The organism is Hydrogenophaga sp. UC242_53 (assembly GCF_042696965.1).
Classification (GTDB): domain Bacteria; phylum Pseudomonadota; class Gammaproteobacteria; order Burkholderiales; family Burkholderiaceae_C; genus Hydrogenophaga.
In genome coordinates this window covers 1833084-1857025 of record NZ_CP170552.1, presented here as the reverse complement: position 1 = coordinate 1857025, position 23942 = coordinate 1833084, and the positions used below count along the sequence as shown (strand labels likewise).

Here is a 23942-nt window from a genome sequence, read left to right as displayed (position 1 = left end):
TCCGAGGGTTAGACCTCTCACGAAAACGACCTGGCCTGACATATGCTTTTCCCGTTTTTCTTTGACCCCAGGAGACTTTCAACATGATTCAACGCAGAACCCTGCTCCAGTCCGGTGCGGCCGTGGCCCTCGGCGCACCCGCGCTCACAGGCTTCGCCCAACAAAGCGTCACGCTCAAGTTCCACACGTTCATGGCACCTCAGTCCAACGTGTACATCAACATGCACAAGGCATGGATGGACAAGGTCGAGAAGGACTCCGGCGGCCGGATCAAGTTCGAAGGTTATCCCGCCATGCAGCTGGGCGGCACGCCCGTGCAGCTGTTCGACCAGGCGCGCGACGGCGTGGTCGACATCGTCTGGACGCTGCCGGGCAACACCCCGGGCCGCTTCCCGCGCACCGAAGTGTTCGAGCTGCCGTTCATGATGAACAACGCCGAAGCCACTTCCAAGGCGTTCTGGGAGTACATCACCACGATGGCCCCCGACGAGTACAAGGAAGTGCAGCCCATCGCCCTGCAGGTGCACGGCCCGGGCATGTTCCACATGCGCAGCAAGCAGATCAAGACCGCGGAAGACCTGCGCGGCTCCAAGGTGCGCGGCCCGACCCGCCAGATCACCAAGATGCTGGGCTACCTCGGCGCCATCCCCGTGGGCATGCCGCTGCCGCAGATCCCCGATGCGCTCTCCAAGGGCGTGATCGACGGCTGCGTGATCCCCTGGGAAGTGGTGCCCTCGGTCAAGGTGCACGAGCTCACCAAGTTCCACAGCGAGTTCGACCCCGCTGGCGGCGCGCTCTACACCACCACCTTCGTGATGGGCATGAACCGCAACAAGTACGCCTCGCTGCCGCCCGACCTCAAGGCCGTCATCGACAAGAACTCGGGCATCGAGACCTCCGGCTGGCTGGGCAAGGTGCAGCAGGCCGGCGATGCGCCCGGCCGTGAAGCCGCCGTCAAGCAGGGCAACACCATCTACACCATCCCCTCGGCCGAAGCGCAGGAATTCAAGCGCAAGGCGCGCCTGGTGGAAGTGGAGTGGGTGCAGGACATGGACAAGCGCGGCTTCAAGGGCCAGGAGCTGTTGAACGCAGCCAAGGCCCTGATCGCCAAGCACGGCAAGAAGGCCTGAGTCTCCCCTCCTCGAAAAGCCGGGCCCAGCCCGGCTTTTTTTCGCCCTGTGACGGCCCGCTAAACTGCGCTGATGCTGCGCACACCCCCCAAACACTGCCGCAACTGCGGCACCGCCGTCGACATGCGCCTGCCCGACGACGGCGATACCAAGATCCGCGCCGTCTGCCCCACCTGCCACACGGTGCATTACGAGAACCCGCTCAACGTCGTCGGCACCGTGCCGGTGTGGGGCGAGACGGGCGAGTACGTGCTGCTCTGCAAGCGCAACATCGAACCGCGCTGGGGCAAATGGACGCTGCCGGCCGGCTTCATGGAGCTCGGTGAAACCACCGCCGAAGGCGCGGCCCGCGAGACCGATGAAGAAGCCGGCGCGCAGTTCGAACTCGGCGACATCTTCACGCTGATGAACGTGGCGCGCGTGGGCCAGGTGCACATCTACTACCGCGCCCGGCTGCTCAGCGACCGCTTCGACCCCGGCCACGAAACCATCGAGGCACGGCTGTTCACCGAAGACCAGATTCCCTGGGACGAGATCGCCTTTCGCACCGTCAAGGAAACCCTGGAACACTACTTCGCCGATCGCCGGCAAGGCCGCTTCGGCTTCCACGCCTTCGACATCGCCTGAGCAGCGGCATGGGCTCGGCACGCGACTGGCCCCTGGTGCTGCGCCTGGGCACGGCGCAGACGCTGGCCTGGGCCTCCACCTACTACCTGCCGGCCCTGCTGGCCGCGCCGATGGCCCGGGGCCTGGGCGTGCCGGCGTCCCACGTCTGGGGCGCGGTCACGGCCGCGATGCTGCTGGCGGCGGCACTGGGCCCCTGGGCCGGCCGCGCCATCGACCGCTGGGGCGGTCGCCCGGTGCTCACGGGCACCAGCCTGCTCGCCGCCGCGGGCCTGGCGGTGCTGTCGCAAGCGCAGGGCACGGCAGGGCTGGTGCTGGGCTGGCTGCTGCTGGGCATCGTCATGGGCAGCGGCCTCTACGAAGCCGCCTTTGCCGCGCTGGTGCGGCTCAAGGGACATGACGCCCGCGCGTCCATCACCGGCATCACCCTGCTGGCCGGCTTCGCCAGCACCGTGGGTTCGCCGACTCAGCGGCTGGATGGAAACTGCCTGGGGCTGGCGCGGTGCCTGCCTGGGCTGGGCCGGCCTGCACCTGTTGCTCGGCCTGCCGCTGAACGCCAGCCTGCCCCGCGCCTCCCCCTTGCCCGAGCCAGCCCGCAACGCGGCGCCACCCTCCCCCGATGCGCCCGCACCGCAGGCACCGCCGCACCGCTGGACGGCCGGTGTGCTGGCCTATGTGTTCGCCGCCACCTGGTTCGTGAGCACGGCCATGGCGGCGCACCTGCCGGCCCTGCTGATGGCCGGGGGTGCCACCCTGGCCGGCGCGGTTGCCATCGGCGCCCTGGTCGGGCCCGCGCAGGTGGCGGGCCGGCTGCTGGAGTTCGGCCTGCTGCGGCGGCTGCACCCGGTGTTCGCCGCGCGCGCCGCGGCCCTGGGCCATCCCCTGGGGGTCGCCTGCTGGATGCTGCTGGGCCCGGTGGCCGGGCCGCTGTTCGCCATCCTGCACGGCGCGGGCAACGGCATCATGACCATCGCCAAGGGCACGCTGCCACTGGTGTACTTCGGCCCCGCGGGCTATGGCCGGCGGCAAGGCCTCATCATGCTGCCCTCGCGCCTGGCGCAGGCTTTTGCGCCGCTGGTGTTCGGCGCCTGCCTCGAGCGCTGGGGCGAAGGCGCGCTGTGGATCTCCAGCGCACTGGGCCTGAGCGCCTTCGCCTGCCTGGTGTGCCTGCGCGCCACCAAGTCGCGCTGAGTCGCGGCCGTCAGGCCACGGGCGCACCGCCCTCGGGTGCTCGCCAATCCAGCAGTTCGGCCAGGCGGTGCACCACCCACACCGACTCGGCCTCGCTCACCACCGTGGGCTCCACCCGCAAACCCTGCAGGCAGCGCGCGAGCACGTCGGCCTCGGTGATGCCGAGGCCGAATTCCATGTTGCGCGCGGTCTCGGTGAGCATCTGCGCCATGTCCTCGCACAGCTCATAGCGCGCGGCCAGCTCGTCGCGCGGCAGGCTGGGTTTCTGGCGCCCGGGCGCCACATACAGCGCCAGGAAGGACGGGGGAATTTCGATCTGCGATTCGTCGGACATGCCGCACTGTAATCAATGGGCGGCGGCCGGCGGGCCTTCGGGCACCTCGGCCAGCAGTTGCTCGGCCCAGGCCGGCCAGCGCACCGGGTTCTTCCACAGCGCGCGCCCGGCACGGCAGCGCGCCACCAGGCGCGGTGGCTGCACCACGCGGTTGCGCGGGCCGGAGGTGTCGTACAGCAAGGCCAGGTCGGCGAGCGCGACCGCCTTCGCCAGGTTCGCCAGCGTGCGCGGGTAACGCGCCAGGATGCGCTCGGGCGGCACGCTGTGGCCGCCCTCGCTTTCGCGCTGCTGCACGCGCGCGAGCAGTTGCCGCGGTTCGTCCACGCAGACCACCAGCAACACGACCGCGAAACCGGCCGCCTTCGCCGCCGCCAGCAGATCGAGCTTGGACGGGTGCGAGAAGACAGTTTCGCTCACGAAGGACTCACCCGCCGCCAGGCAGGCCGCGCGCTGCTGGTCGGCCCATTGCCGCGCCATCTGCGAACGCTTCAACGGGTGGCTGATGTGCTGCAGGTGCGCGGCCTCGTGCAGGTCGGCGTTGACGAACTCGGCCTCGGGCGGGATCAGCCCGGTGGCCAGCGCGGCCCGGTACAGCGTGGACTTGCCGGCACCGTTGGGGCCGGCGAGCAGGTAGAAAACCGGCTGGGTCACGCGGCGCGGCGAGCGGCCGGTGCCTTGCTGCGGTTGTCGAGCACGGTCTGGCGCACGGCCTGGGCCAGGCGGCCGCTGGATTCGGCGGCCAGGAAGCGGGCCTCGATCGCATCGACCGGATCGGCCGCCGCCTCGGCGTGGCGGGCGGCGGCGTCGTACCGGGCGATGGCTTCGCGGGCTTCCTGCACCGTCAGGCCCGTTTCTTCGGCGATGCGGCCCAGCGTGGCCCAGTATTCGATCTGGCCCGCCACCGAGCGGCGCTGGGGCTGCGCGGCCTCACGCGCCTGCCGGACCAGGCCGGCGGGCAACTTGACCGAGGAAAATGCGCTGCTGCTGGAAGACGACATGGAAATCTCCTGGATGGCGCATTTTGCGCCATTTCGGATACCATGGCAACCGAGCGGATTTTCCACCCGACACCTTTCACACGCGATCATGAAAAAACAGGGAACCGTGGTGCGCTGGGACAGCGAGAAGGCCTTCGGCTTCATCCGCTGCCCACAGATCCCCGCCGACGTCTTCTTTCACCTGCGCGATTACAGCGGCCCGTCCAAGCCGCGCGAAGGCATGCAGGTGATGTTCGACGACATCCACGTGGGCGGCAAAGGCCCGCGCGCGCTGTCGGTGGAGCCGGCCCGCAACGCCATCGTCACCGAGGCGCCCGCGCCGCCTCCGCCGCCGGCCGGCGCCGAGCTGCTGCCACCCCGCCAGCCGGCGGCCCGCTCGCGCTCGCAATGGCAGAAGCGGCGCGAGGAACGCCCCTTGTGGATCGGCCTGGGCCTGATCGCCTTCTGGCTGCTGCTGTGGCTGGTCGGCATCGGCATGGGGCGCTTCCCCTGGGTGATCCTGACCGCCGTGGTGCTGATCAACCTGGTCACGTTCTACATGTACTGGCGCGACAAGCACGCGGCCATCAACGAAGTCCAGCGCACGCCCGAAGACTGGCTGCACGGCCTGGCCGTGGCCGGCGGCTGGCCGGGCGCGTGGTTCGCCCAGCAGATCCTGCGCCACAAGACGAGCAAGCGGCCGTTCCGCCTGATCTACTGGGGCACGGTGGCGGTCAACATGCTGGCCCTGCTGGCCTGGATCCTGTGGCCGGCGTTCCTCGGCGCGCCGGCCGCCTGAGTTTCAGCGCGGCTTGCGCTTGCCCGCACCGGCCGGCGCGGAACCGGTGACACGCGGCGGCAGGCCGGTGTGCTGCGTGAGCAGGCGGCCCTTGCCCGGCTGGGCGCCCGGCACCTTGTTGCCCACCGGCGTGCTGTTCTTGCGGCGCGCGCTCTGGTAGCTGCCGTCCGTCATCGGCTGGAAGGTGGGGATGAGGTGGTGCTTGCCGTTGCCGATGAGGTCGGCGCGGCCCATGGTCTTGAGCGCTTCGCGCAGCAGCGGCCAGTTGTTCGGGTCGTGGTAGCGCAGGAAGGCCTTGTGCAACCGGCGGCGCTTGTCGCCGCGCACGATGTCCACGCGCTCGGCGCGGTCGTCGCGGTGGATGCCCTTGAGCGGGTTCAGGTTGGTGTGGTACATGGCCGTCGCGGTGGCGATGGGGCTGGGGTAGAAGGTCTGCACCTGGTCGGCGCGGAACCCGTTCTTCTTGAGCCAGATCGCGAGGTTCATCATGTCCTCGTCGCTGGTGCCCGGGTGGGCCGCGATGAAATACGGGATGAGGAACTGCTTCTTGCCCGCCTCTTCGCTGAACTTCTCGAACAGCTGCTTGAAGCGGTCGTAGCTGCCGATGCCGGGCTTCATCATCTTCGACAGCGGCCCGCCCTCGGTGTGCTCGGGCGCGATCTTGAGGTAACCCCCCACGTGGTGCTGCACCAGCTCCTTCACGTACTCGGGGCTCTTGACCGCAAGGTCGTAGCGCAGGCCCGAGCCGATCAGGATCTTCTTGATGCCGCGCAACTCGCGCGCGCGGCGGTAGATCTTGATCAGCGGGCCGTGGTCGGTGTGCAGGTTGGAGCAGATGCCGGGGTAGACGCAGCTGGGCTTGCGGCAGGCGGCCTCGATCTCGGGCGACTTGCAGCCCAGGCGGTACATGTTGGCCGTGGGGCCGCCGAGATCGGACACCACGCCGGTGAAGCCTTCCACCTTGTCGCGGATGTCCTCCACCTCCTTGATGATGGACTCCTCGGAACGGCTCTGGATGATGCGGCCCTCGTGCTCGGTGATCGAGCAGAAGGTGCAGCCGCCGAAACAGCCGCGCATGATGTTCACGCTGAAGCGGATCATTTCCCAGGCCGGGATCTTGGTCGCGCCGTCGTGCCTGCCGTGTTCGTCGGCGTAGGCCGGGTGCGGGCTGCGCCCGTACGGCAGATCGAACACGTGATCCATCTCGGCCGTGGTCAGCGGGATCGGCGGCGGGTTGATCCACACGTCGCGCGCGGTCGTGCCTTCGCCGTGCGCCTGCACGAGCGCGCGCGCATTGCCGGGGTTGGTCTCGAGGTGCAGCACGCGGTTGGCGTGGGCGTAGAGCACGGCGTCGCTCTTGACCTGCTCGTAGCTGGGCAGGCGGATCACCGAGCGCTCGCGCGGAGGCACCTTGAGCCGGCCCTTGCCTTGCAGCGCGGGGTTGGGCACGAACTTCAGCGTCTGGATGGCCGGGTTGACCTCGGCCGGCGCCGCGGCGGCCTCGCCCTCTTCCTTGGCGCAGCTCTGCCCCTGGGCCTGGGCCTGTTCGCTGGTGGTCTGGTAGGGGTTGATGTGGCTTTCCACGCGCCCGGGCGTGTCGACCTCGCTCGAATCGATCTCGATCCAGCCCGCGGCCGTCGGGTCGCCGGGCCGGCGCACGAAGGCGGTGCCGCGCACGTCGGTGATCTGCTCGATCGGTTCGCGCGCCGCGATGCGGTGCGCCACCTCGACCAGCGCGCGCTCGGCGTTGCCGTACAGCAGCAGGTCGCACTTGCTGTCGACCACCACGCTGCGGCGCACCTTGTCGCTCCAGTAGTCGTAGTGGGCGATGCGGCGCAGGCTGCCTTCGATGCCGCCGAGCACGATGGGCACGTCCTTGAAGGCCTCGCGGCAGCGCTGGCTGTAGACGATGGCGGCACGATCGGGCCGCTTGCCGCCCACGTCGCCCGGCGTGTAGGCGTCGTCGCTGCGGATCTTGCGGTCCGCCGTGTAGCGGTTGATCATGGAATCCATGTTCCCGGCGGTCACGCCCCAGAACAGGTTGGGCTTGCCCAGGGCCTTGAAGGCCTCGGCGCTGGTCCAGTCGGGCTGGGCGATGATGCCCACGCGAAAGCCCTGCGCCTCCAGCACACGCCCCACCACGGCCATGCCGAAGCTGGGGTGGTCCACATAGGCGTCGCCCGTCACCAGGATGATGTCGCAGCTGTCCCAGCCCAGCTGCTCAATTTCGGCGCGGCTCATCGGCAGGAACGGCGCCACGCCGAACCGCTTGGCCCAGTAGGGGCGGTAGCTGGTGATCGGCTTGGCGGCGCGCGCGAAGAAGGAGACGTCGATGGGGGCGTTCATGGGGCTGGCACAGACCCGGAGCGCGGGCGGCTGGAAAACCCCTGATTTTACGTGCCCACCCCCTTTTCAGGGGCCTTCAACCCCATTCCCCTTCATTTGGGCCTGAGCTGCCATTCCGGCACCGACTCGGGCGCCTTGCGCACCACGCGCCGCTGATCGAGCTTCTGGGCCGCCAGCCGGGCCGTGAACTCCAGTTTCTTCAGGTCTTCCGTGTTGGGCTTGTCCTGGGGATGGAAGCTGAAGCAGCACAGCGTGCCGTAGATGTCGCCGTTCTCCAGCACGATGGGCGTGCTGATGTGCGTGCCGATGGGAAAAGGCACGCTCCTGAGCAATTCCGAGGCGAGCGGATGGGCGGAGGCGTCGGCGATGAACCTGGGCAGGCGGCCATCGACCACACGCTGGCACCAGGAGCGCTCCAGCGGCTCCGAGCCGCCTTCGCCGATCACGGGCGAGTCGGGCGCCTGGGACACATGGCGGAACACGCGCTGGCCATCGGTGAATTCGGAGACGAACACCACGTCCATCTTCATGCGTTCGCGCAGCAGGCGCAGCACGTCGGAGACGGCGTTGTCGATGAGTTCGTCGGAGCCGTCGGAGGTGCGCCCCAGCAGTTCGGTGACCTGGACCAGAAGGTCGTCGGCCTTGTAGCCGAGATCGTTGAGCGGATTCATGCCGCTTTTATAAACCGCGTCAGGTCACTCGCTGGCGCAGTCCTTCCGGGAATGGGCAATCAGTCGGTCAAAAAATGTTTCCAACTGTCGCTGCTCGTGCGCGGACAAGCAACCAAAGATGTCGGCATTGCGTTGCGCGATCAGGCGCATCACCTTCTTCCACAGGGCCCGCCCGCTGCGCGTGGGCACCAGCACCACACCGCGCGCGTCCGCGTCGCTGGTGGACTTGAGCACCAGTTCGCGGTCCACCAGCATCTGCGCCGCCCGGCTGGCCTGGGCCTTGTTCAGGTTGGCGCGCGCCGCGAGGTCGTTCACCGACAACGGCGCGAATTCACCGATGGCGGCCAGGCAGCGCGCCTCGCTCACACCCAGGCCCATCGCCGCGTAGGCCTCGCTGCTGTGGCGGTCGGTGATCTTGTTGAGCTTGTGCAGGCGGTAGGTGAGGAAGTCCTGCAGCGAGGTGGTTTCAGCGCCCATGGTCCGTCCCCTCCCCGCTTTGCGCCAACGCGTTCGCGATCAGCGGCAACACCTGCTCGGCGCGCTCGAATCGGCTCATGAGCGAGAGGCTGAGCATGGCGAGGAACAGCGGCGCGCGCGCCTCGCCGACTTGCGAGAGCGCCTCGCAGACGGCGCTGTAACTCTGGTCGAGATCGGTATCGGTCATGCGAACACTCCGGTGTCTTTCAGGGCGGCGCGCAGGGGCGCGGGGTCCAGGCCGTGCCAGCGGCCCATCACATAGCCGTCGGGCCGCACGAGCACCAGCGCGGGTTCATCCGGACGGCGCAGGCCGTAGCGCCGCCAGGCCTGGCCGAGGGTGTCGATGTCGGGTGGTATCTCCAGCACCGTGACACCGGCGTCGCTCAGGCCAGGGCCCGCGCCCCCGAAAGCCAGGCACACGAAACCCTGGCCGAACCGTCCACTCAGATGCCAGGGTGCGGCCCCCTGGCCCTGCAGCAGGGCTTCGGGGGCGGGCGCGCCGGGCCGCGCGCGGTCGTCCGCCCATTCGCCGGCCTGCGCCGCGTTCAGCGGCGAGCCCACGTAGGTGATGGGAGAGGACTGGCGCGGGTTGATCAGCGAGCGCACCTGCTCGTCGCTCACCGCCAGGCGCAGCGTGGCCTCGCGCATGAGCTGGTAGGCGAAGTTCGGCGGTGCCATGAACTCGGTGCTCTTGGCGCCGTAGGCGATGTTCTCGCGCGTGGCGTGCACGCGCTCGGTGGAGTAGGAGTCGAGCAAGGCGTCGGGCGATTCGCCGCGCAGCACGCGGGCCAGCTTCCAGGCCAGGTTGGCCGCATCGTCCAGGCCTGAATTGAGTCCTCGCACACCGAAGATGGGCACCAGGTGCGCGGCATCGCCGGCGAAGAACACACGGCCCTGGCGGTAGCTCGGCAGCGTCAGGCACTTGGCGTTGTAGATCGAGATCCACAACGGTTCCCAGGGCTCGTTCTCGCCGATCATGGCCAGGTGGCTGCGCACACGCGGCAACACGTTCTCGGGCTTGACCGCCTCCACCGGGTCTTCGTCGTCGCGGATCTGGTAGTCGATGCGCCAGACGTCGTCGGGCTGGCGGTGCATGAGGATGGTGGAGCCGGGGTTGGACGGCGGATCGAACCAGGCCAGGCGCTCCACCGGGCGCTGCGTCTTCTGCACCACGTCGACGATCACGTACTTGCCGTCGTACTGCGTGCCTTCGAGCTGCAGGCCGAGCTGCTCGCGCACCGTGCTGCGGCCGCCGTCGCAGGCGACGACAAAGCCGGCCTGCACCGTCTGCCGCCCCTGCGGCGTGTCCACCTCCACCTGCACGCCATCGGTCTGCGGGCGCACCGCCACCACGCGGCTGGCCCAGAGCACGCGCGATGCCTCGCCTTGTGCCTGGGCGGCCTGGTGGGCGAACGCTTCCACATGGAACTGCTGGATGTTGACCATGGGCGCGAAGCGCTGGCTGGGTTCGGCGGGCATCTCGAAGTGCAGCACCTCGGTGTCGCGCCAGTGGCTGCGGCCGCCCGTCCAGCTCAGGCCCTTGGCCACCAGCGGCGCATCGGCACCCACCCAGCCCAGGATTTCCTGCGACCGCCGCGAGATGCAGATGGCGCGGCTGCCGGTGCAGTAGCCCTCGTCGGCTTCGATCACGAGGTGGGCGATGCCCTCTCGCGCGAGCAGGGCCGAAAGGGTCAGGCCCACGGGACCGCCGCCAGCGATCAGCACGGGAATGGAAGAAGGCAATTCTGGGTTCATGGCGTTCATATGGTTGCGTGCGCAACTTTATCCATTTTCGGTTGCGTGCGCAACCATATGAAATCGATACCACTGTCTCCGAGGCAACTGCGGCAGGCCCGGGTGCTGCCTATCATGGGGAAAACAACCCCAGGAGACATGACCATGCCCAGCTTCAACACCCTGCGCATCGAGAAGGATGCGAACCAGCCGCGCGTCGCGCGCCTGCTGCTCAACCGCCCCGAGCGCCTCAACGCCATCAACGACGAAACGCCGCGCGAGATCCGCGCGGCGGTGGAATGGGCCAATGCCGACGACGAGGTGCACGTGATCGTGGTCGAAGGTGCCGGCAAGGGCTTCTGCGGCGGCTACGACCTCTCGATGTTCGGCGAGGGCGAAATCGACCACCCCTGCCAGCAGGAACGCCACCCCTGGGACCCGATGGACGACTACGCCTTCATGAAGCGCAACACCGAAGACTTCATGGCGCTGTGGCGCAGCCCCAAGCCCACCATCGCCAAGGTGCACGGCGCGGCGGTGGCCGGCGGCAGCGACATCGCGCTGTGCTGCGACCTGCTGCTGATGGCCGATGATGCGCGCATCGGCTACATGCCCACGCGCGTCTGGGGTTGTCCCACCACCGCGATGTGGACCTACCGCCTCGGCGCCGCGCGCGCCAAGCAGATGATGTTCACCGGCAACGTGATCGACGGCCGCACCGCCGCGGCCTGGGGCCTGGCCAACGAGGCCGTGCCGGCCGACCAGCTGGAGGCCACCACCATGCAACTGGCCGAGCGCATCGCGGGCGTGCCGCGCTCGCACCTGGCCATGCACAAGATGGTGGTGAACCAGGTCATGCTCACCATGGGCCTGGAACAGACGCAGCAGATCGCCGCGCTGTTCGACGGCATCACGCGCCACAACCCCGAGGGCCTGTGGTTCCGCCGTCATGCGCAGGAAGCGGGCTTCAAGGACGCGGTGCAATGGCGCGACAGCGGCCGGCCGATTCCCGAAGGCGACGAAGCGCGCGCCTTGATCCGCGAGATGGAAAACCGCAAGAGGTCATCCCCGAAAAAATGAAACCGCATGTACGGTTCATCTCGTTACCCCTCTTACGGGACGGCCGAGAATGTAATCGGCCTGCCGCTTAGCATGACCGCTTCATTTACAGAAGGAGCTGGCATGGCACTGCATTTTGGCAAACGAGACGATCAACCCAAGACCCTGAACACCGGCATCGCGCGCAACGTTACGGCCAGCCCGCGAGCAGCAGCACCAGCGCCTCGCAGGCCCAGCCGCAGACCCCGGCCCCCTCCACCCCCGACCTGGACCTGGCAGCCCCCCGCCGCCACGAGCAGCGCCAGCGCCTCGTCGTCCACCCCCGAAGGCGGCAGCAAGCTCACCGTCGGCCCGAACATCAAGCTCAAGGGCGTGGAGATCACCGACTGCGACACGCTCGTGGTGGAAGGCCTGGTCGAGGCGACCATGGATTCGCGCGTGATCCAGATCGCGGAACAGGGCGAATTCAAGGGCTCGGCCGAGATCGACATCGCCGAAATCCGCGGCGTGTTCGATGGCAACCTCACGGTGCGCCAGAAGCTGGTGATCTACGCCACGGGCAAGGTCACCGGCAAGATCCGCTACGGCAAGGTCGTGATCGAGGAAGGCGGCCAGCTCTCCGGCGACATCGAATGCTCGTCCTCGGCCAGCGCGAAGTACCCGGCCTCGTCGTCGCAGCGCTCCATGGCCCTGGCGGCCTGACCGTCCGCTAGCACCGCGGCACACGCCCGGCCCGGCTCGGCCGGGCGTCGTTGCCCGCCCTCGGCGGCCCCGTTATGCTCGGGGCCATGTACGCCGAATTCTTCGGGTTGAAGCAGGACCCCTTCTCCATCGCGCCCGACCCGCGCTACCTCTTCATGAGCGAGCGCCATCGGGAGGCCCTGGCGCACCTGCTCTATGGCATCCGCGGCGGCGGCGGCTTCGTGCTGCTCAGCGGCGAGATCGGTGCCGGCAAGACCACCATCTGCCGCTGCTTCCTGGAGCAGATCCCCGAGCAGTGCCGGGTGGCGTACATCTTCAACCCCAAGCTCACGGTCGGCGACCTGCTCAAGACGATCTGCCGCGAGTTCCACATCGAGGTCCAGCACGAAGGCATCGGCCCGGCCACGATCAAGGACTACCTGGACCCGCTCAACGAGTACCTGTTGCAAAGCCACGCCAAGGGCGAGCGCAACGTGCTCATCATCGACGAAGCGCAGAACCTCACGCCCCACGTGCTGGAGCAGCTTCGCCTGCTGACCAACCTGGAAACCAGCGAGCGCAAGCTGCTGCAGGTCATCCTGATCGGCCAGCCCGAGCTGCGCGAGGTGCTCGCGCGGCCCGAGCTGGAACAGCTGGCGCAGCGCGTGATCGCGCGCTTTCACCTGGGCACGCTCAACGAAGCCGAAACCCGCCAATACATCCAGCACCGCATGCAGGTGGCCGGTCTGCGCGGGCCACTGCCCTTCTCCAACCAGGCGATCCAGCGCATCCACGAGATCACGCGGGGCGTGCCCCGGCGCGTGAACCTGCTGTGCGACCGTGCCCTGCTCGGCGCCTACGCCACCCACCAGGCCCGTGTGGAGCGCGCCGTGGTCGAAAAGGCGGCGAGCGAAGTGTTCGAGACCGATGCGCCCATGCCCAAGCTCCGCCGTGGGCAGGCCGCCGCGCCGCTGGCCGCCTGGGCTTCGCCGCTGGGCACTCTGGGCATCGGCCTGGTGGTGGGCGCGCTGGTGACCGGCGCGCTGTTCTGGTTCTGGAGCCACAGTGCGCCCAGAACGGCCGCGGCGACACCGGCCCCCGCCGCCCCTCTGCCCGCCCCCGCCGCGGTGGCCGCCCCACCCGCGCCAACGCCCGGCGCAGCAGCCCCGGCCGACACGCCCGCACCGGCGCCTGTCGCGGCGCCCCGCCCCGACCCCTTGCCCGGCCCACCCGAGGCGTCGGCCCTGCTCAAGAACGAAACCGAGGCCTGGCGCGAACTGGGCCCGCTCTGGGGACAGCCACTGGCCTCGGGCGAGCCCTGCACCGCCGCACAACAAGCCCAGTTGCAGTGCTACCGCACCGACCGCATGACCCTCAACGGCCTGCGCCAGCTCGACCGGCCCGGCATCATCACCCTGCGCCAGGCAGGCCAAGGGTCGGGCCTGGCGCTGGTGACCGCGCTCACCAACGACACCGCCACGCTGCAGGCGGGCGACCAGCGCTGGCGCATGCCGCTCAGCGCCCTGGCCGAGAGCTGGCGCGGCGACTTCGCCACCCTGTGGCGCACGCCGCCGGGCCAGACCACCCGCCTGGTGGACGGCCGCACCGGCCCGGCCGCTGACTGGCTGGGTGAGCGCATCGCCGGCCTGCAGACGGCGGGCAAGGTGCCGCCTTCGGCCCACCAGCTCTCCGCCCGCATCCAGGCCTTCCAGCGCGCCAACGGCATCGACGCCGCCGGGCTGGCCGGCCCCATCACCTTCATGCAGGTCAACCTGGCCAGCGGCGTGGACGAGCCCCGGCTCTCGCGCCCCGGCTCCTGAGGGCCATTCCACGATGTCCTACATCCTCGATGCCCTTCAACGCGCCGAAGCGGAGCGCGAGCGCGGCCACGTGCCCGGCCTCAACAGCCAGATCGTGCCGCCCCCCAGCCGCAAGGCCAGACCCGTGCGCCGTCGCGGCGTCTCCCGCGCCGCCGTGGCGGGGGCGGTGCTGGCCGCGCTGCTGATCGCCGCCGGCCTGTGGTGGTGGCTGGGTCAGGCCGACGAAACGCCGGTCGCCGCACCAGCGCCGGCATCCGCCGTGCCACCGCCACCCGCCACGCCCCCGGTGGCCGCCGTGACCCCAGTCCCTGCGGCCCCCAGCCCCGCCATGCCCGCGCCCGAACCGGTGCAGCCCATCCTGGCGCCGCCCCGCGTGGAACCCGCACCCAAGCGGCCCCAGGCCAGCAACCCGCCGGCGCCCGCGCCGGCCGCCACCCCTGCCGCGTCATCACCGGCCAACGCGCCGCCTGTGGCGGCCACGCCAGCCCCCGCCGCGACGGCCAAGGCGCCCGCCGTGGCACCGCCTGCGGCCCCGGCCGCCGCCAGCCCCCCGGAGGCCAACGCCGCACCCGTGCGCAGCTTTGCCGAGCTCTCGCCCGAAGCCCGCGCGCAGTTGCCGGCCGTCAACGTGAGCGGCTCGACCTACTCCAAGAACCCGGCCCTGCGCATGCTGATCGTCAACGGCAAGGTGCTGCAGGAGGGCCAGGAAATCTCGCCCGGCTTCAAGCTGGAGACCATCGGCCAGCGCAGCGCGGTGCTCAACCACAACGGCTTGCGTTACTCCATCGGCTACTGACGACATGAACGCCGACCCGGAAGAACCCGTCCTGCAGGTCAAGGGCCTGCGCTTCGGCTGGGCCGAGCCGCCCCTGTTCGATCGGCTGTCGTTCGACATCCCGCCCGGCGTCAGCCTGGTGCGTGGCGACGACGGCAGCGGCAAGAGCACCCTGCTGCGGCTGCTGGCAGGTGCCCAGAACGCCGATGCCGGCTCGCTGGTGATCCACGGCATCCACCTCGATGAGCACCACGATGCTTACCGCCACCAGGTGTTCTGGATCGACCCGCAGACCGAGGCGCACGACGCACTGGCGGCCAAGGGCTACCTGGACAGCCTGAGCCACCACTACCCGAACTTCGACGCCGATTCCATGGCCGAACTGGTGCAGGGCTTCGGGCTGGGGCCGCACCTGGCCAAGCCGATGTACATGCTCTCCACCGGCAGCCGGCGCAAGGTCTGGCTCACTGCGGCGTTCGCGTCGGGCACACCGCTCACGCTGATCGACCAGCCCTTCGCCGCGCTCGACGCGCCCTCGATCCGCTTCCTGCGCGAGTTGCTGCAGGACGCCGCCGACCACCCCAGCCGGGCCTGGCTGCTGGCGGACCACGAGGCGCCCGAAGGCATCGCTCTGAAGAAGACGGTCTCGCTCTAGCGCCCGCCCAGCCCCATCCCGCGCGAGATCACCTCTTTCATGATCTCGTTCGTGCCGCCGTAGATGCGCTGCACGCGCGCGTCGGCGTAGGCACGGGTGATGGGGTACTCCCACATGTAGCCGTAGCCGCCGTGCAGCTGCAGGCACTCGTCCATCACCTTGCACTGCAGGTCGGAGCACCAGTACTTGGCAATGCTCGCGGTGGCGGTGTCGAGCTTGCCGTCCACGATGAGCTCGCAGCACTTGTCGACGAACACGCGCGCCACCTGCACCTCGGTCTGCAACTCGGCCAGGGTGTAGCGCGTGTTCTGGTACTGGGCCACGGCCTGGCCGAAGACCTTGCGGTCCTTGGTGTACTGCACCGTCCAGTCGATCGCGGCCTGCGCCGACGCCACCGCGCCGATGGCGATCTGCAGCCGCTCCCAGGGCAGTTGCTCCATGAGGCAGATGAAGCCCCGGCCTTCCATGGCCGGGCCACCCAGCAGGTTCTCGGCCGGCACCTTCACGTTGTCGAAGAACAGCTCGGAGGTGTCCTGCGCCTTCATGCCCAGCTTCTTCAGGCGCTTGCCTTTTTCGAAACCCGGCATGCCGCGCTCGACCAGCAGCAGGCTGGTGCCCTTGGCGCCCGCGCTCGGGTCGGTCTTGGCGACCACGATCACGAGGTCGGCGTGCCAGCCGTTGGTGATGAAGGTCTTGCTGCCGTTGAGCAGGTAGCTGCCGTCAGGCTGCTTGATGGCGGTGCTCTTGACCCCCTGCAGGTCGCTGCCGGCGGCGGGCTCGCTCATCGCGATCGCGCCGACCATCTCGCCCGTGGCGAGCCGGGGCAGGTATTTTTTCTTCTGTTCCTCGGTGCCGTAGTGCAGGATGTACGGCGCCACGATCTCGCTGTGCAGGCCGAAGCCGATCCCGCTGAAGCCGCTGCGCGCGATCTCCTCCATCTGCACCACCGAATAGAGCTTGTCGGCTTCCGAGCCACCATAGGCCTCGGGCAAGGTCATGCAGAGAAAACCGTTCTCGCCGGCCTTGCTCCAGACCGCGCGGTCCACGTAGCCCTGCTCCTCCCAGGCCTCGTGGTGTGGCGCGACCTCTTTCTCCACGAACTTGCGGAAACTGTCGCGAAAGGCCTCGTGGTCGGCGTTGAACAGGGTGCGTTCGATCATGGTGTCACCTATCAGACTGCGGCGAAGAATTACAGAAAGCAAATGCTTGGCAAAAGTCTATACTGATTCGCGGCATCCGCCTTCCCCCAGGAGACACCATGAGCGAAGCATTCGTATTCGATGCCGTGCGCACGCCGCGCGGCAAGGGCAAGAAAGACGGCAGCCTGCACGAGGTCAAGCCGATCGACCTGCTGGCCGGCGTGCTCACCCAGCTGCAGCAACGCAATGGCTTCGACACCGGCGCGGTGGACGACGTGGTCATGGGCGTGGTCTCGCCCATCGGCGAGCAGGGTTCGGTGATCGCCAAGGTGGCCGCGCTCAAGGCCGGCTGGGACTGGCGCTGCTCGGGCGTGCAGCTCAACCGCTTCTGCGCTTCCGGCCTCGAGGCGGTGAACATGGCGGCGATGAAGGTGCGCAGCGGCTGGGAAGACCTGGTGGTGGCCGGCGGCGTGGAGAGCATGAGCCGCGTGCCCATCGGCTCCGACGGCGGCGCCTGGGCGCAAGACCCGCAGACCAACAGCGACACCCTGTTCGTGCCGCAGGGCGTTGGTGCCGACCTGATCGCCACGCTCGAAGGTTTCACGCGCGAGGACGTGGACGCCTTCGCCCTCGAATCGCAGAAGCGCGCGGCGGCGGCGCGCGCAGCCGGGTACTTCAAAGGCTCGGTGGTGCCCGTCACCGACTTCCTGGGCCAGACCATCCTGGACGAGGACGAGTTCATCAAGCCGCAGACCACGATGGACGGCCTGGCCTCGCTCAAGCCCGCGTTCGAACACCTCGGCGGCATGGGCTTCGACGCCGTGGCGCTGCAGCGCTACCCGCAGGTCGAGCGCATCCACCACGTGCATCACGCGGGCAACTCCTCGGGCATCGTCGACGGCGCGACCGCCGTGCTGATCGGCAGCGACAGCGCGGGCAAGGCGCACGGCCTCACGCCGCGCGCGCGCATCGTCTCGGTGGCGCTCTCGGGCGCCGACCCCACCATCATGCTGACCGGCCCCATGCCGGCGGCGCGCAAAGCCCTGGCGAAAGCCGGCCTGACCATCGAGCAGATCGACCTGTTCGAGGTCAACGAGGCCTTCGCGGCCGTGCCCATGAAGTTCATGAAGGAGATGGGCGTGCCCCACGAGAAGGTGAACGTGAACGGTGGCGCCATTGCCATGGGCCACCCGCTGGGCGCCACCGGCGCCATGATCCTGGGCACGCTGATCGACGAATTGCACCGCCGCCAGTTGCGCTACGGCCTGGCCACGCTGTGCGTGGGCGGCGGCATGGGCATCGCCACGATCGTCGAAAGGATCTGAGGCATGAAAACCATCCGCTACGAACTCGCCGACGGCATCGCCACCATCACCTTCGACGAGGAAGGCTCGCCCGTCAACACCATGTGCGCCGACTGGCAGCAGGACCTCACCGAGGTCACGGCGCAGGTGATGCGCGACTGCGCCGACATCAAGGGCATCATCCTGGCCTCGGCCAAGAGCACCTTCTTCGCCGGCGCCGACCTCAAGGGCACGATGCGCCTGCAGCCCAGCGACGCGCCGCGCGTGTTCGCCGAGATCGAGCAGACCAAGAAGAACTTCCGCACGCTGGAGACGCTGGGCGTGCCGGTGGTGAGCTGCATCAACGGCACGGCGCTGGGCGGTGGCTGGGAGGTGGCGCTCGTGGGCCACCACCGCATCGCGGTGAACGATCCCAAGATCCAGCTCGGCCTGCCCGAGATCACGCTGGGCCTCATCCCCGGCGCCAGCGGCATCACGAAGATGGTGCGCCTGCTCGGCCTGATGGGCGCGCAGCCCTACATCCTGGAGAGCAAGCTGTTCAACCCGCGCGAAGCGCAGGAGCTCGGTCTGGTGCACGAACTCGTCTCGCCCGAGGGCGACGTGGCCCATGCGCTGCGCAACGCCGCGCTGGACTGGATCGCGGCGCACCCGCAGTCGCGCCAGCCCTGGGACGACAAGAACCACAAGATTCCCGGCGGCACGCCGAGCAGCCCCAAGGTCGCCGGCATGCTCACCGTGGCGCCGGCCATGCTCAAGCAGAAGACGCGCGGGCTCTACCCGGCGCCCGAGGCGGCGCTCGCCGCCATGGCCGAAGGCGCCATGGTGGACTTCGACACCGCGCTGCGCATCGAGAGCCGCTACCTCGCGAAGCTCATCGTGAGCCCGGTGGCGAAGAACATGATCAACACGTTCTTCTTCAACCTCAACGCGATCAAGAGCGGCCAGTCGCGTCCCAAGGGGATCTCGCGCTACAAGCCGAAGAAGGTGGGCGTGCTCGGTGCCGGCATGATGGGCGCGGGCATCGCCTACGTGCAGGCCAGCCGGGGCATCCGCACCGTGCTGGAGGACGTGAGCATCGAAACCGCCGAGCGCGGCAAGTCCTACAGCTTCAAGCTCACCCAGACCCGCGTGGACCAGGGCCGCATGAGCCCCTACGACCAGCGCGAGCTGCTCGACCACATCCTGCCCACCGACCACCCTAGCGACCTCAAGGGCTGCGACCTGATCATCGAGGCGGTGTTCGAGAACCGCGAGGTCAAGGCCGCCGTCACCAAGGAAACCGAGCCCATGCTGGCCGCCGGCGGCTTCTTCGCGAGCAACACCTCCACCCTGCCCATCTCCGGCCTGGCACAGGCCAGCAGCCGGCCGCAGCGCTTCGTCGGCATCCACTTCTTCAGCCCGGTGGACAAGATGAAGCTGGTGGAGATCATCCGCGGCAAGGAGACCGACGACGAGACCATCGCGCGCGCCTTCGACTACGTGCAGGCCCTGGGCAAGCTGCCCATCGTGGTGAACGACTCGCGCGGCTTCTACACCAGCCGCACCTTCGGCACCTTCGTGATGGAAGGCGCGGCCATGCTGGGCGAAGGCATTCCGGCGCCGGTGATCGAGAACGCCGCCATGCAGGCGGGCATGCCGGTGGGGCCGCTGGCCGTGCTGGATGAGACCGCGCTCTCGCTCTCGGTGCACGTGATGGACCAGACCCGCGCCGATTTCGAGAAGGAAGGCCGCCGCTACGCCGCCACGCCGGGCGAGCTGCTGGTCGAGCGCATGGTCAAGGAATTCAAGCGGCCGGGCCGCGCCGCCGGCGGCGGCTTCTACGACTACCCCGCGGGCCAGAAGAAGCAGCTCTGGCCCGAACTCAAGGCGCGCTTCGAGAAGCCCGGCGCCGCCTGGGACCTGCAGGACGTCAAGGACCGCCTGATCTACCGCCAGTCGGTGGAGACCGCGCGTTGCCTCGCCGAAGGCGTGCTCACCACCGTGCACGACGGCAACATCGGCTCGATCTTCGGCATCGGCTTCCCGGCCTGGACGGGCGGTGCGCTGCAGTTCATCTACGGCATGGGCATCGAGGCCTTCGAACGGCGCTGCGCCGAGCTGGCGGCGCGCCACGGCGCGGGCTTCGCGCTCGACGAGGCGGCGAAGAACGCGATCCGCCAGCACCAGCCGGTGTACTGAACACGTCCGCTCCCACGCGCCGGCGGCCACCCCGCCGGCGTTTTTTTGAACCACCCTCCCCCTCTTCCCCATGAAACGACTCGAAGGAAAAGTCAGCCTCATCACCGGTGCGGCGCAAGGCATCGGCCTGGCCACCGCGCTCAAGTTCGCGCAGGAAGGCGCCACCGTCATCGTGTGCGACGTGAAGCAGGCCGCGGTGGACAGCGCCGTGCGGCAGTGCGAGGCGCTGGGCGCCACCGCCCTGGGCTTGGTGATGGACGTGACCCAGCGCGAGATGGTCGACGCGGTGGTGGCCCAGGTGAAGGCGCGCTTCGGCCGCATCGACGTGTTGGTGAACAACGCCGGCATCACGCAGGACGCGCGCCTGCAGAAGATGACGCTCGAGCAGTTCGACCGCGTGATCGACGTCAACCTGCGCGGCGTGTTCCATTGCGCGCAGGCCGTGGCCGACACCATGACCGCGCAAGGCAGTGGCGTGATCCTCAACGCCTCGTCGGTGGTCGGCATCTATGGCAACTTCGGGCAGACCAACTACGCCGCGAGCAAGTTCGGCGTGATCGGCTTCACCAAGACCTGGAGCCGCGAACTCGGCCCCAAGGGCGTGCGCGTGAACGCGGTGGCACCCGGCTTCATCGCCACGCCCATCCTGGACACCATCCCGGCCAAGGTCATCGCCGAGATGGAGCACCGCGTGCCGCTGCACCGCCTGGGCCGGCCGGAGGAGATCGCCAACGTCTACGCCTTCCTGGCCAGCGACGAAGCCAGCTACATCAACGGCGCCGTGATCGAGGTCTCGGGCGGCATGTCGGTGTAGAGGAGCCGCCCTGCGCCGCCACGTGCTCTGGAGGCTGGCGCCGTTCGCCTGGTTTTTTTGGTCTGGCGGCGAATTGCGTCAGGAACGTGACGAAATCACGTGCGGGACTGCCCCAGTGCCGCCGCAGGCCGCCTGCCGGCGGCTCACATCCCTGGCGGGTATGCAATCATCGGGGCCTCGCTCCGTCCCGTTCCGTTCCGGCCCGCATGCAGACTGCTCCCCTTCCCTCCAACGAGGAACAACGCCTGGCCCGGTTGCGGGGCCTGGGCGTGCTCGACACCCTGCCCCAGAAAGCGTTTGACGACATCTCCGCCCTGGCGCAGGTGATCTGCGGCACGCCGGTGGCGTTGATCACCCTCATCGACCGCGATCGCCAGTGGTTCAAGTCCCGCGTCGGCGTTGACGTGAGCGAAACCCCGCGCGAGGTGGCGTTCTGCTCTCATGCCATCCTCGACCCGGAGCACGTCATGGTGGTCGAGGACATGAGCCAGGACACGCGCTTCCAATGCAACCCGCTGGTGACCGGCCCGACCAACGTGCGTTTCTACGCCGGTGCGCCCATCGTCACCAGCGACGGCTTCGCGCTGGGCACGGTGTGCGTCATCGACCAGATGGCGCGCACGCTGCATTCGGTGCAACTCAGCGCCCTGAGCCGCCTCTCGGCCCTGGTTGCCACGCTGCTCGAACACGAGCGGGCGCGCCAGCTCGAGACCCGGCGCTCCGCCAACGAGGCCCAGCAGGCGCACGAGGAGCTCACCGCGATGGCCGCCGCCGGGCTGGACCTGCAGGCCTACATCGATGCCGACGGCGTCTACCGCCACGTCAACCAGACCTACCTGAACTACATCGGCAGCACGCGCAGCGAAGTCATCGGGGTGGCCGTGAAGGACCGCCTGGGTGAGGCGACCTACAACAACATGGTCGGCTCCAAGATGGCGCGCGCCATGGCCGGCGAGACCGTGATCTACCAGCGCGTCTCGCATTTCAAGGTCGCCGGCAACCGCCACATGGAGATCGCCCTGCTGCCCGTGCGCGGCGCGGACGGGAAGGTCAGCGGCGTGGTCATGCGCGGGCGCGACATCCAGGAACTCAAGAACAAGGAACGCCAGCTCGGCGAAACCATCGTCCAGCTCGAGAAGAAGACGCTGGAGCAGGAGCGCTTCATCCACATCCTGTCGCACGACCTGCGCGAGCCCATCAACGCCATCAACAACTTCACCTCGCTGCTGGAGGCCGACCACCAGCACGAACTCTCGCCCGATGCGCGGCGCTACCTGGGCTTCGTGCGCACGGGCGGCCAGCACATGGCCTGCCTGCTGGACAGCCTGCTGAAGTACGTGCGCCTGGACCGCCACCCGCTCGACAGCGGGCCGGTGGACGTGACCGTGCTGGTCGGCCAGGTGGGCGACGACCTCGGCGACGCGCTGACGAAGACCCAGGGCCAACTGCAATGCGATTCGCTGCCCACCGTGCAGGCCGATCCGTCCCTGCTTCGCATCGCGCTGCAGAACCTGGTGGCCAACGGCCTGGCCTTCGCGCGGCCCGGCGTGCCGCCGCACGTGCGCGTGAGCGCCACGCGCGAGCATGGCTTCGACCAGATCCACGTGCTCGACAACGGCCTGGGCATCGCCCCCGAGCATCAGGCCAGCATCTTCGACATGTTCAAGCGCCTGCACCCGCGCAAGACGCACGCCGGCTCGGGCCTGGGCCTGCCGATCTGCCGGCGCATCGCGGCGCTGCACGGCGGCCACCTCTCGGTGCAGTCGGTGCCGGGTGAAGGCAGCCGCTTCACGCTGCACCTGCCGGTGCCGCACGGCACGCCGTCCCGAGGCGCCCCATGACCATTCCACAACGTTTCATCCTGGTCGACGACAACGAGGCCGACAACGTCTACCACGAGATCATGATCCGCCGCGCCGGCTTCACCGGCGAGGTGCGGGTGTTCGAAAGCGGCGCCGAGGCGCTGGACTTCCTGCGCAGCGACCCGCTGGCCATGCCCACCTGCCTGTTTCTCGACATCAACATGCCGCAGATGGACGGCTTCGAGTTCGCGCGCCAGGCCCAGCCGCTGCTGCAGGACAAACCCACCATGCTGGTGATGATGCTCACCTCGTCCGACGCACCGCAGGACCGCCTGCGCGCCAGCGGCATGCCGGTGATCCAGGGCTTCGTCACCAAGCCGCTCACCCGGGAGCGCGTGCGGGAGATGCTGCAGCGGGGTTGATATTGCCACCGTCAAATAGTTTCTTGCCAAAGTCAAATAACTGAACCAGAATCGGGGGCATGACATCCCCCGTTGACCCCGCCCAGGTGCGCGCGCTGCGCGCCTTCAACCGCTTCTACACCCAGCGCACCGGCCTGCTCGACCCCTACCTGGGCAGCGCGTTCTCGCTCACCGAGGTGCGCGTGCTTTACGAGCTGGCGCACCACGCGCCCTGCACCGCCAGCGAGCTCGGGCGCCGACTGGTGCTCGACGCCGGTTACCTCAGCCGCATCGTGCGCCGCTTCACCAGCGCCGGCTGGATCACGCGCACCCCGCTGCCCAACGACGCCCGGCAGCACGCGCTGAGCCTGACCGCCGAGGGCCGCACCGCCTTCGAGCCCCTGCAGCAACGTTCGCGCGACGAGGCCGCCCACCTGCTGGCCCCGCTGGCGCCCGATCAGCGCCAGGCGCTCATGGCCGCGCTCGCGCGCGCGCAAGGCCTGCTCGACGCCGGCAGCGCCCCCGCCGCCCGCACCGCCGTGCTGCGCGACGTGCGCCCCGGCGACATGGGCTGGGTGGTGCAGCAGCACGGCGAGATCTACGCCCGCGAGTACGGCTGGAACAGCGAGTTCGAGGCCCTGGTCGCCGAGATCGCGGCGGGCATGATCCGCCGGCACGACCCGGCCTGGGAACGCGGCTGGATCGCCGAGCTCGACGGCGAGCGCGTGGGTTCGGTCTTCGTGGTGCGCAAGAGCGAGACCGAGGCCCAGCTGCGCCTGCTCATCCTGAGCCCCGCCGCGCGCGGCCTGGGCCTGGGCGGGCGCCTCACCGACGAATGCCTGGCCTTCGCGCGCGCCAAGGGCTACCGCAAAATGGTGCTGTGGACCAACAGCATCCTGAGCGCCGCGCGCGCCATCTATGCCAGGCGCGGCTTCACGCTGGTGCACAGCGAGGCGCACCACGGCTATGGCAAGGACCTGGTGGGCGAGACCTGGGAATTGACGCTGTGAGGGCCTGCGGCGCAACTCCGC

General features: G+C 68.8%; 23 protein-coding genes and 1 pseudogene. 15 read left to right on the top strand and 9 right to left on the bottom strand.

Going from position 1 to position 23942, the window contains the following annotated elements:
- Nucleotides 1-83: 83 nt before the first annotated feature.
- From ACFJI0_RS09545 to ACFJI0_RS09535, 3 genes and pseudogenes are all read left to right on the top strand, one after another.
- On the top strand, nt 84-1130 hold the full coding sequence (locus tag ACFJI0_RS09545; protein WP_382324511.1) for a TRAP transporter substrate-binding protein: 1047 nt from the start codon (nt 84-86) through the stop codon (nt 1128-1130).
- A 72-nt stretch (nt 1131-1202) separates the two neighbouring features.
- A complete protein-coding gene (locus ACFJI0_RS09540; RefSeq protein ID WP_291116575.1) occupies nt 1203-1757 on the top strand; it encodes an NUDIX hydrolase in 555 nt (184 codons plus the stop codon).
- A gap of 8 nt (nt 1758-1765) precedes the next feature.
- Nucleotides 1766-2945, top strand: a pseudogene (locus ACFJI0_RS09535) (MFS transporter).
- 10 nt (nt 2946-2955) lie between these two features.
- Here ACFJI0_RS09535 and ACFJI0_RS09530 read toward each other — a convergent pair.
- Genes ACFJI0_RS09530 through ACFJI0_RS09520 form a run of 3 tightly spaced genes read right to left on the bottom strand, consistent with a single transcriptional unit; the run spans nt 2956 to nt 4277 of the window.
- Nucleotides 2956-3279 (bottom strand): ATPase with chaperone activity, encoded by a 324-nt coding sequence (locus ACFJI0_RS09530; RefSeq protein ID WP_100054371.1) that lies wholly within the window; start codon nt 3277-3279, stop codon nt 2956-2958.
- Nucleotides 3280-3291: 12 nt separating this feature from the next.
- Entirely contained in the window at nt 3292-3930 is a 639-nt protein-coding gene (locus tag ACFJI0_RS09525) for an AAA family ATPase (RefSeq protein WP_382324509.1), read from the bottom strand.
- Nucleotides 3927-4277 (bottom strand): hypothetical protein, encoded by a 351-nt coding sequence (locus ACFJI0_RS09520; protein ID WP_382158332.1) that lies wholly within the window; start codon nt 4275-4277, stop codon nt 3927-3929. The genes ACFJI0_RS09525 and ACFJI0_RS09520 overlap by 4 nt, the downstream gene beginning before the upstream one ends.
- An 88-nt stretch (nt 4278-4365) precedes the next feature.
- Between ACFJI0_RS09520 and ACFJI0_RS09515 the strand changes: the two genes are divergently transcribed.
- Nucleotides 4366-5055 carry a DUF1294 domain-containing protein gene (locus ACFJI0_RS09515; protein WP_382324507.1) on the top strand — a complete coding sequence of 230 codons (690 nt, stop codon included), beginning with the start codon at nt 4366-4368 and terminating at the stop codon, nt 5053-5055.
- Nucleotides 5056-5058: 3 nt separating this feature from the next.
- On the opposite strand, the gene ACFJI0_RS09510 is transcribed toward ACFJI0_RS09515, so the two are convergent.
- The 5 genes from ACFJI0_RS09510 to ACFJI0_RS09490 all read right to left on the bottom strand — a co-directional run bounded on the left by ACFJI0_RS09510 (nt 5059) and on the right by ACFJI0_RS09490 (nt 10313).
- Nucleotides 5059-7401 (bottom strand): YgiQ family radical SAM protein, encoded by a 2343-nt coding sequence (locus ACFJI0_RS09510; RefSeq protein ID WP_382324505.1) that lies wholly within the window; start codon nt 7399-7401, stop codon nt 5059-5061.
- A gap of 92 nt (nt 7402-7493) precedes the next feature.
- Nucleotides 7494-8072, bottom strand: a complete 579-nt coding sequence (locus ACFJI0_RS09505) for a GAF domain-containing protein (protein WP_382324503.1) — start codon at nt 8070-8072, stop codon at nt 7494-7496.
- 24 nt (nt 8073-8096) lie between these two features.
- Nucleotides 8097-8549: a MarR family winged helix-turn-helix transcriptional regulator gene (locus tag ACFJI0_RS09500; RefSeq protein ID WP_382158340.1), complete on the bottom strand. Its 453-nt coding sequence runs from the start codon at nt 8547-8549 to the stop codon at nt 8097-8099.
- Nucleotides 8539-8736, bottom strand: a complete 198-nt coding sequence (locus ACFJI0_RS09495; protein WP_382324501.1) for a hypothetical protein — start codon at nt 8734-8736, stop codon at nt 8539-8541. The genes ACFJI0_RS09500 and ACFJI0_RS09495 overlap by 11 nt, the downstream gene beginning before the upstream one ends.
- Nucleotides 8733-10313, bottom strand: coding sequence for an FAD-dependent monooxygenase (locus ACFJI0_RS09490; RefSeq protein WP_382324499.1), 1581 nt, complete (start codon nt 10311-10313; stop codon nt 8733-8735). The genes ACFJI0_RS09495 and ACFJI0_RS09490 overlap by 4 nt, the downstream gene beginning before the upstream one ends.
- Nucleotides 10314-10448: 135 nt before the next feature.
- Between ACFJI0_RS09490 and ACFJI0_RS09485 the strand changes: the two genes are divergently transcribed.
- The 5 genes from ACFJI0_RS09485 (at nt 10449) to ACFJI0_RS09465 (ending at nt 15273) form a co-directional block, all read left to right on the top strand.
- Nucleotides 10449-11363 (top strand): crotonase/enoyl-CoA hydratase family protein, encoded by a 915-nt coding sequence (locus ACFJI0_RS09485; protein ID WP_382324497.1) that lies wholly within the window; start codon nt 10449-10451, stop codon nt 11361-11363.
- 102 nt (nt 11364-11465) lie between these two features.
- Nucleotides 11466-12044 carry a polymer-forming cytoskeletal protein gene (locus tag ACFJI0_RS09480; RefSeq protein ID WP_382324495.1) on the top strand — a complete coding sequence of 193 codons (579 nt, stop codon included), beginning with the start codon at nt 11466-11468 and terminating at the stop codon, nt 12042-12044.
- Between the two features lie 86 nt (nt 12045-12130).
- Complete coding sequence (locus tag ACFJI0_RS09475) at nt 12131-13843, top strand: ExeA family protein (protein WP_382324493.1); 1713 nt, start codon at nt 12131-12133, stop codon at nt 13841-13843.
- 13 nt (nt 13844-13856) lie between these two features.
- Nucleotides 13857-14639, top strand: coding sequence for a general secretion pathway protein GspB (locus ACFJI0_RS09470; RefSeq protein WP_382324491.1), 783 nt, complete (start codon nt 13857-13859; stop codon nt 14637-14639).
- Between the two features lie 4 nt (nt 14640-14643).
- A complete protein-coding gene (locus ACFJI0_RS09465) occupies nt 14644-15273 on the top strand; it encodes an ATP-binding cassette domain-containing protein (protein WP_382324489.1) in 630 nt (209 codons plus the stop codon).
- Here the strand turns inward: ACFJI0_RS09465 and ACFJI0_RS09460 are convergent.
- A complete protein-coding gene (locus ACFJI0_RS09460; protein WP_382324487.1) occupies nt 15270-16433 on the bottom strand; it encodes an acyl-CoA dehydrogenase family protein in 1164 nt (387 codons plus the stop codon). The genes ACFJI0_RS09465 and ACFJI0_RS09460 overlap by 4 nt on opposite strands.
- A gap of 98 nt (nt 16434-16531) precedes the next feature.
- On the opposite strand from ACFJI0_RS09460, the gene ACFJI0_RS09455 reads away from it, so the two are divergent.
- From ACFJI0_RS09455 to ACFJI0_RS09430, 6 genes are all read left to right on the top strand, one after another.
- Complete coding sequence (locus tag ACFJI0_RS09455; protein WP_382324485.1) at nt 16532-17737, top strand: acetyl-CoA C-acetyltransferase; 1206 nt, start codon at nt 16532-16534, stop codon at nt 17735-17737.
- A 3-nt stretch (nt 17738-17740) separates the two neighbouring features.
- Nucleotides 17741-19894: a 3-hydroxyacyl-CoA dehydrogenase NAD-binding domain-containing protein gene (locus ACFJI0_RS09450; RefSeq protein ID WP_382324483.1), complete on the top strand. Its 2154-nt coding sequence runs from the start codon at nt 17741-17743 to the stop codon at nt 19892-19894.
- A gap of 70 nt (nt 19895-19964) precedes the next feature.
- On the top strand, nt 19965-20708 hold the full coding sequence (gene fabG / locus ACFJI0_RS09445; protein WP_382324481.1) for a 3-oxoacyl-ACP reductase FabG: 744 nt from the start codon (nt 19965-19967) through the stop codon (nt 20706-20708).
- Nucleotides 20709-20914: 206 nt separating this feature from the next.
- The gene (locus ACFJI0_RS09440; RefSeq protein ID WP_382324479.1) at nt 20915-22549 is read left to right on the top strand and encodes an ATP-binding protein; all 1635 of its coding nucleotides are present in this window, start codon (nt 20915-20917) and stop codon (nt 22547-22549) included.
- Nucleotides 22546-22932, top strand: a complete 387-nt coding sequence (locus tag ACFJI0_RS09435) for a response regulator (RefSeq protein WP_382324477.1) — start codon at nt 22546-22548, stop codon at nt 22930-22932. The genes ACFJI0_RS09440 and ACFJI0_RS09435 overlap by 4 nt, the downstream gene beginning before the upstream one ends.
- A gap of 59 nt (nt 22933-22991) precedes the next feature.
- Nucleotides 22992-23921: a GNAT family N-acetyltransferase gene (locus ACFJI0_RS09430; protein ID WP_382324475.1), complete on the top strand. Its 930-nt coding sequence runs from the start codon at nt 22992-22994 to the stop codon at nt 23919-23921.
- Nucleotides 23922-23942: the final 21 nt, after the last annotated feature.

What these genes read in the sequence shown, in the direction of transcription:
- ACFJI0_RS09455 (WP_382324485.1), top strand. Translation starts at nt 16,532, where the DNA reads ATGAGCGAAGCATTCGTATTCGATGCCGTGCGCACGCCGCGCGGCAAG.
- ACFJI0_RS09460 (WP_382324487.1), bottom strand. Translation starts at nt 16,433, where the DNA reads ATGATCGAACGCACCCTGTTCAACGCCGACCACGAGGCCTTTCGCGAC.
- ACFJI0_RS09510 (WP_382324505.1), bottom strand. Translation starts at nt 7,401, where the DNA reads ATGAACGCCCCCATCGACGTCTCCTTCTTCGCGCGCGCCGCCAAGCCG.
- ACFJI0_RS09470 (WP_382324491.1), top strand. Translation starts at nt 13,857, where the DNA reads ATGTCCTACATCCTCGATGCCCTTCAACGCGCCGAAGCGGAGCGCGAG.
- ACFJI0_RS09530 (WP_100054371.1), bottom strand. Translation starts at nt 3,279, where the DNA reads ATGTCCGACGAATCGCAGATCGAAATTCCCCCGTCCTTCCTGGCGCTG.
- fabG (WP_382324481.1), top strand. Translation starts at nt 19,965, where the DNA reads ATGAAACGACTCGAAGGAAAAGTCAGCCTCATCACCGGTGCGGCGCAA.
- ACFJI0_RS09515 (WP_382324507.1), top strand. Translation starts at nt 4,366, where the DNA reads ATGAAAAAACAGGGAACCGTGGTGCGCTGGGACAGCGAGAAGGCCTTC.
- ACFJI0_RS09495 (WP_382324501.1), bottom strand. Translation starts at nt 8,736, where the DNA reads ATGACCGATACCGATCTCGACCAGAGTTACAGCGCCGTCTGCGAGGCG.
- ACFJI0_RS09435 (WP_382324477.1), top strand. Translation starts at nt 22,546, where the DNA reads ATGACCATTCCACAACGTTTCATCCTGGTCGACGACAACGAGGCCGAC.
- ACFJI0_RS09540 (WP_291116575.1), top strand. Translation starts at nt 1,203, where the DNA reads ATGCTGCGCACACCCCCCAAACACTGCCGCAACTGCGGCACCGCCGTC.
- ACFJI0_RS09430 (WP_382324475.1), top strand. Translation starts at nt 22,992, where the DNA reads ATGACATCCCCCGTTGACCCCGCCCAGGTGCGCGCGCTGCGCGCCTTC.
- ACFJI0_RS09480 (WP_382324495.1), top strand. Translation starts at nt 11,466, where the DNA reads ATGGCACTGCATTTTGGCAAACGAGACGATCAACCCAAGACCCTGAAC.
- ACFJI0_RS09520 (WP_382158332.1), bottom strand. Translation starts at nt 4,277, where the DNA reads ATGTCGTCTTCCAGCAGCAGCGCATTTTCCTCGGTCAAGTTGCCCGCC.
- ACFJI0_RS09505 (WP_382324503.1), bottom strand. Translation starts at nt 8,072, where the DNA reads ATGAATCCGCTCAACGATCTCGGCTACAAGGCCGACGACCTTCTGGTC.
- ACFJI0_RS09450 (WP_382324483.1), top strand. Translation starts at nt 17,741, where the DNA reads ATGAAAACCATCCGCTACGAACTCGCCGACGGCATCGCCACCATCACC.
- ACFJI0_RS09485 (WP_382324497.1), top strand. Translation starts at nt 10,449, where the DNA reads ATGCCCAGCTTCAACACCCTGCGCATCGAGAAGGATGCGAACCAGCCG.
- ACFJI0_RS09490 (WP_382324499.1), bottom strand. Translation starts at nt 10,313, where the DNA reads ATGAACGCCATGAACCCAGAATTGCCTTCTTCCATTCCCGTGCTGATC.
- ACFJI0_RS09475 (WP_382324493.1), top strand. Translation starts at nt 12,131, where the DNA reads ATGTACGCCGAATTCTTCGGGTTGAAGCAGGACCCCTTCTCCATCGCG.
- ACFJI0_RS09465 (WP_382324489.1), top strand. Translation starts at nt 14,644, where the DNA reads ATGAACGCCGACCCGGAAGAACCCGTCCTGCAGGTCAAGGGCCTGCGC.
- ACFJI0_RS09440 (WP_382324479.1), top strand. Translation starts at nt 20,915, where the DNA reads ATGCAGACTGCTCCCCTTCCCTCCAACGAGGAACAACGCCTGGCCCGG.
- ACFJI0_RS09500 (WP_382158340.1), bottom strand. Translation starts at nt 8,549, where the DNA reads ATGGGCGCTGAAACCACCTCGCTGCAGGACTTCCTCACCTACCGCCTG.
- ACFJI0_RS09545 (WP_382324511.1), top strand. Translation starts at nt 84, where the DNA reads ATGATTCAACGCAGAACCCTGCTCCAGTCCGGTGCGGCCGTGGCCCTC.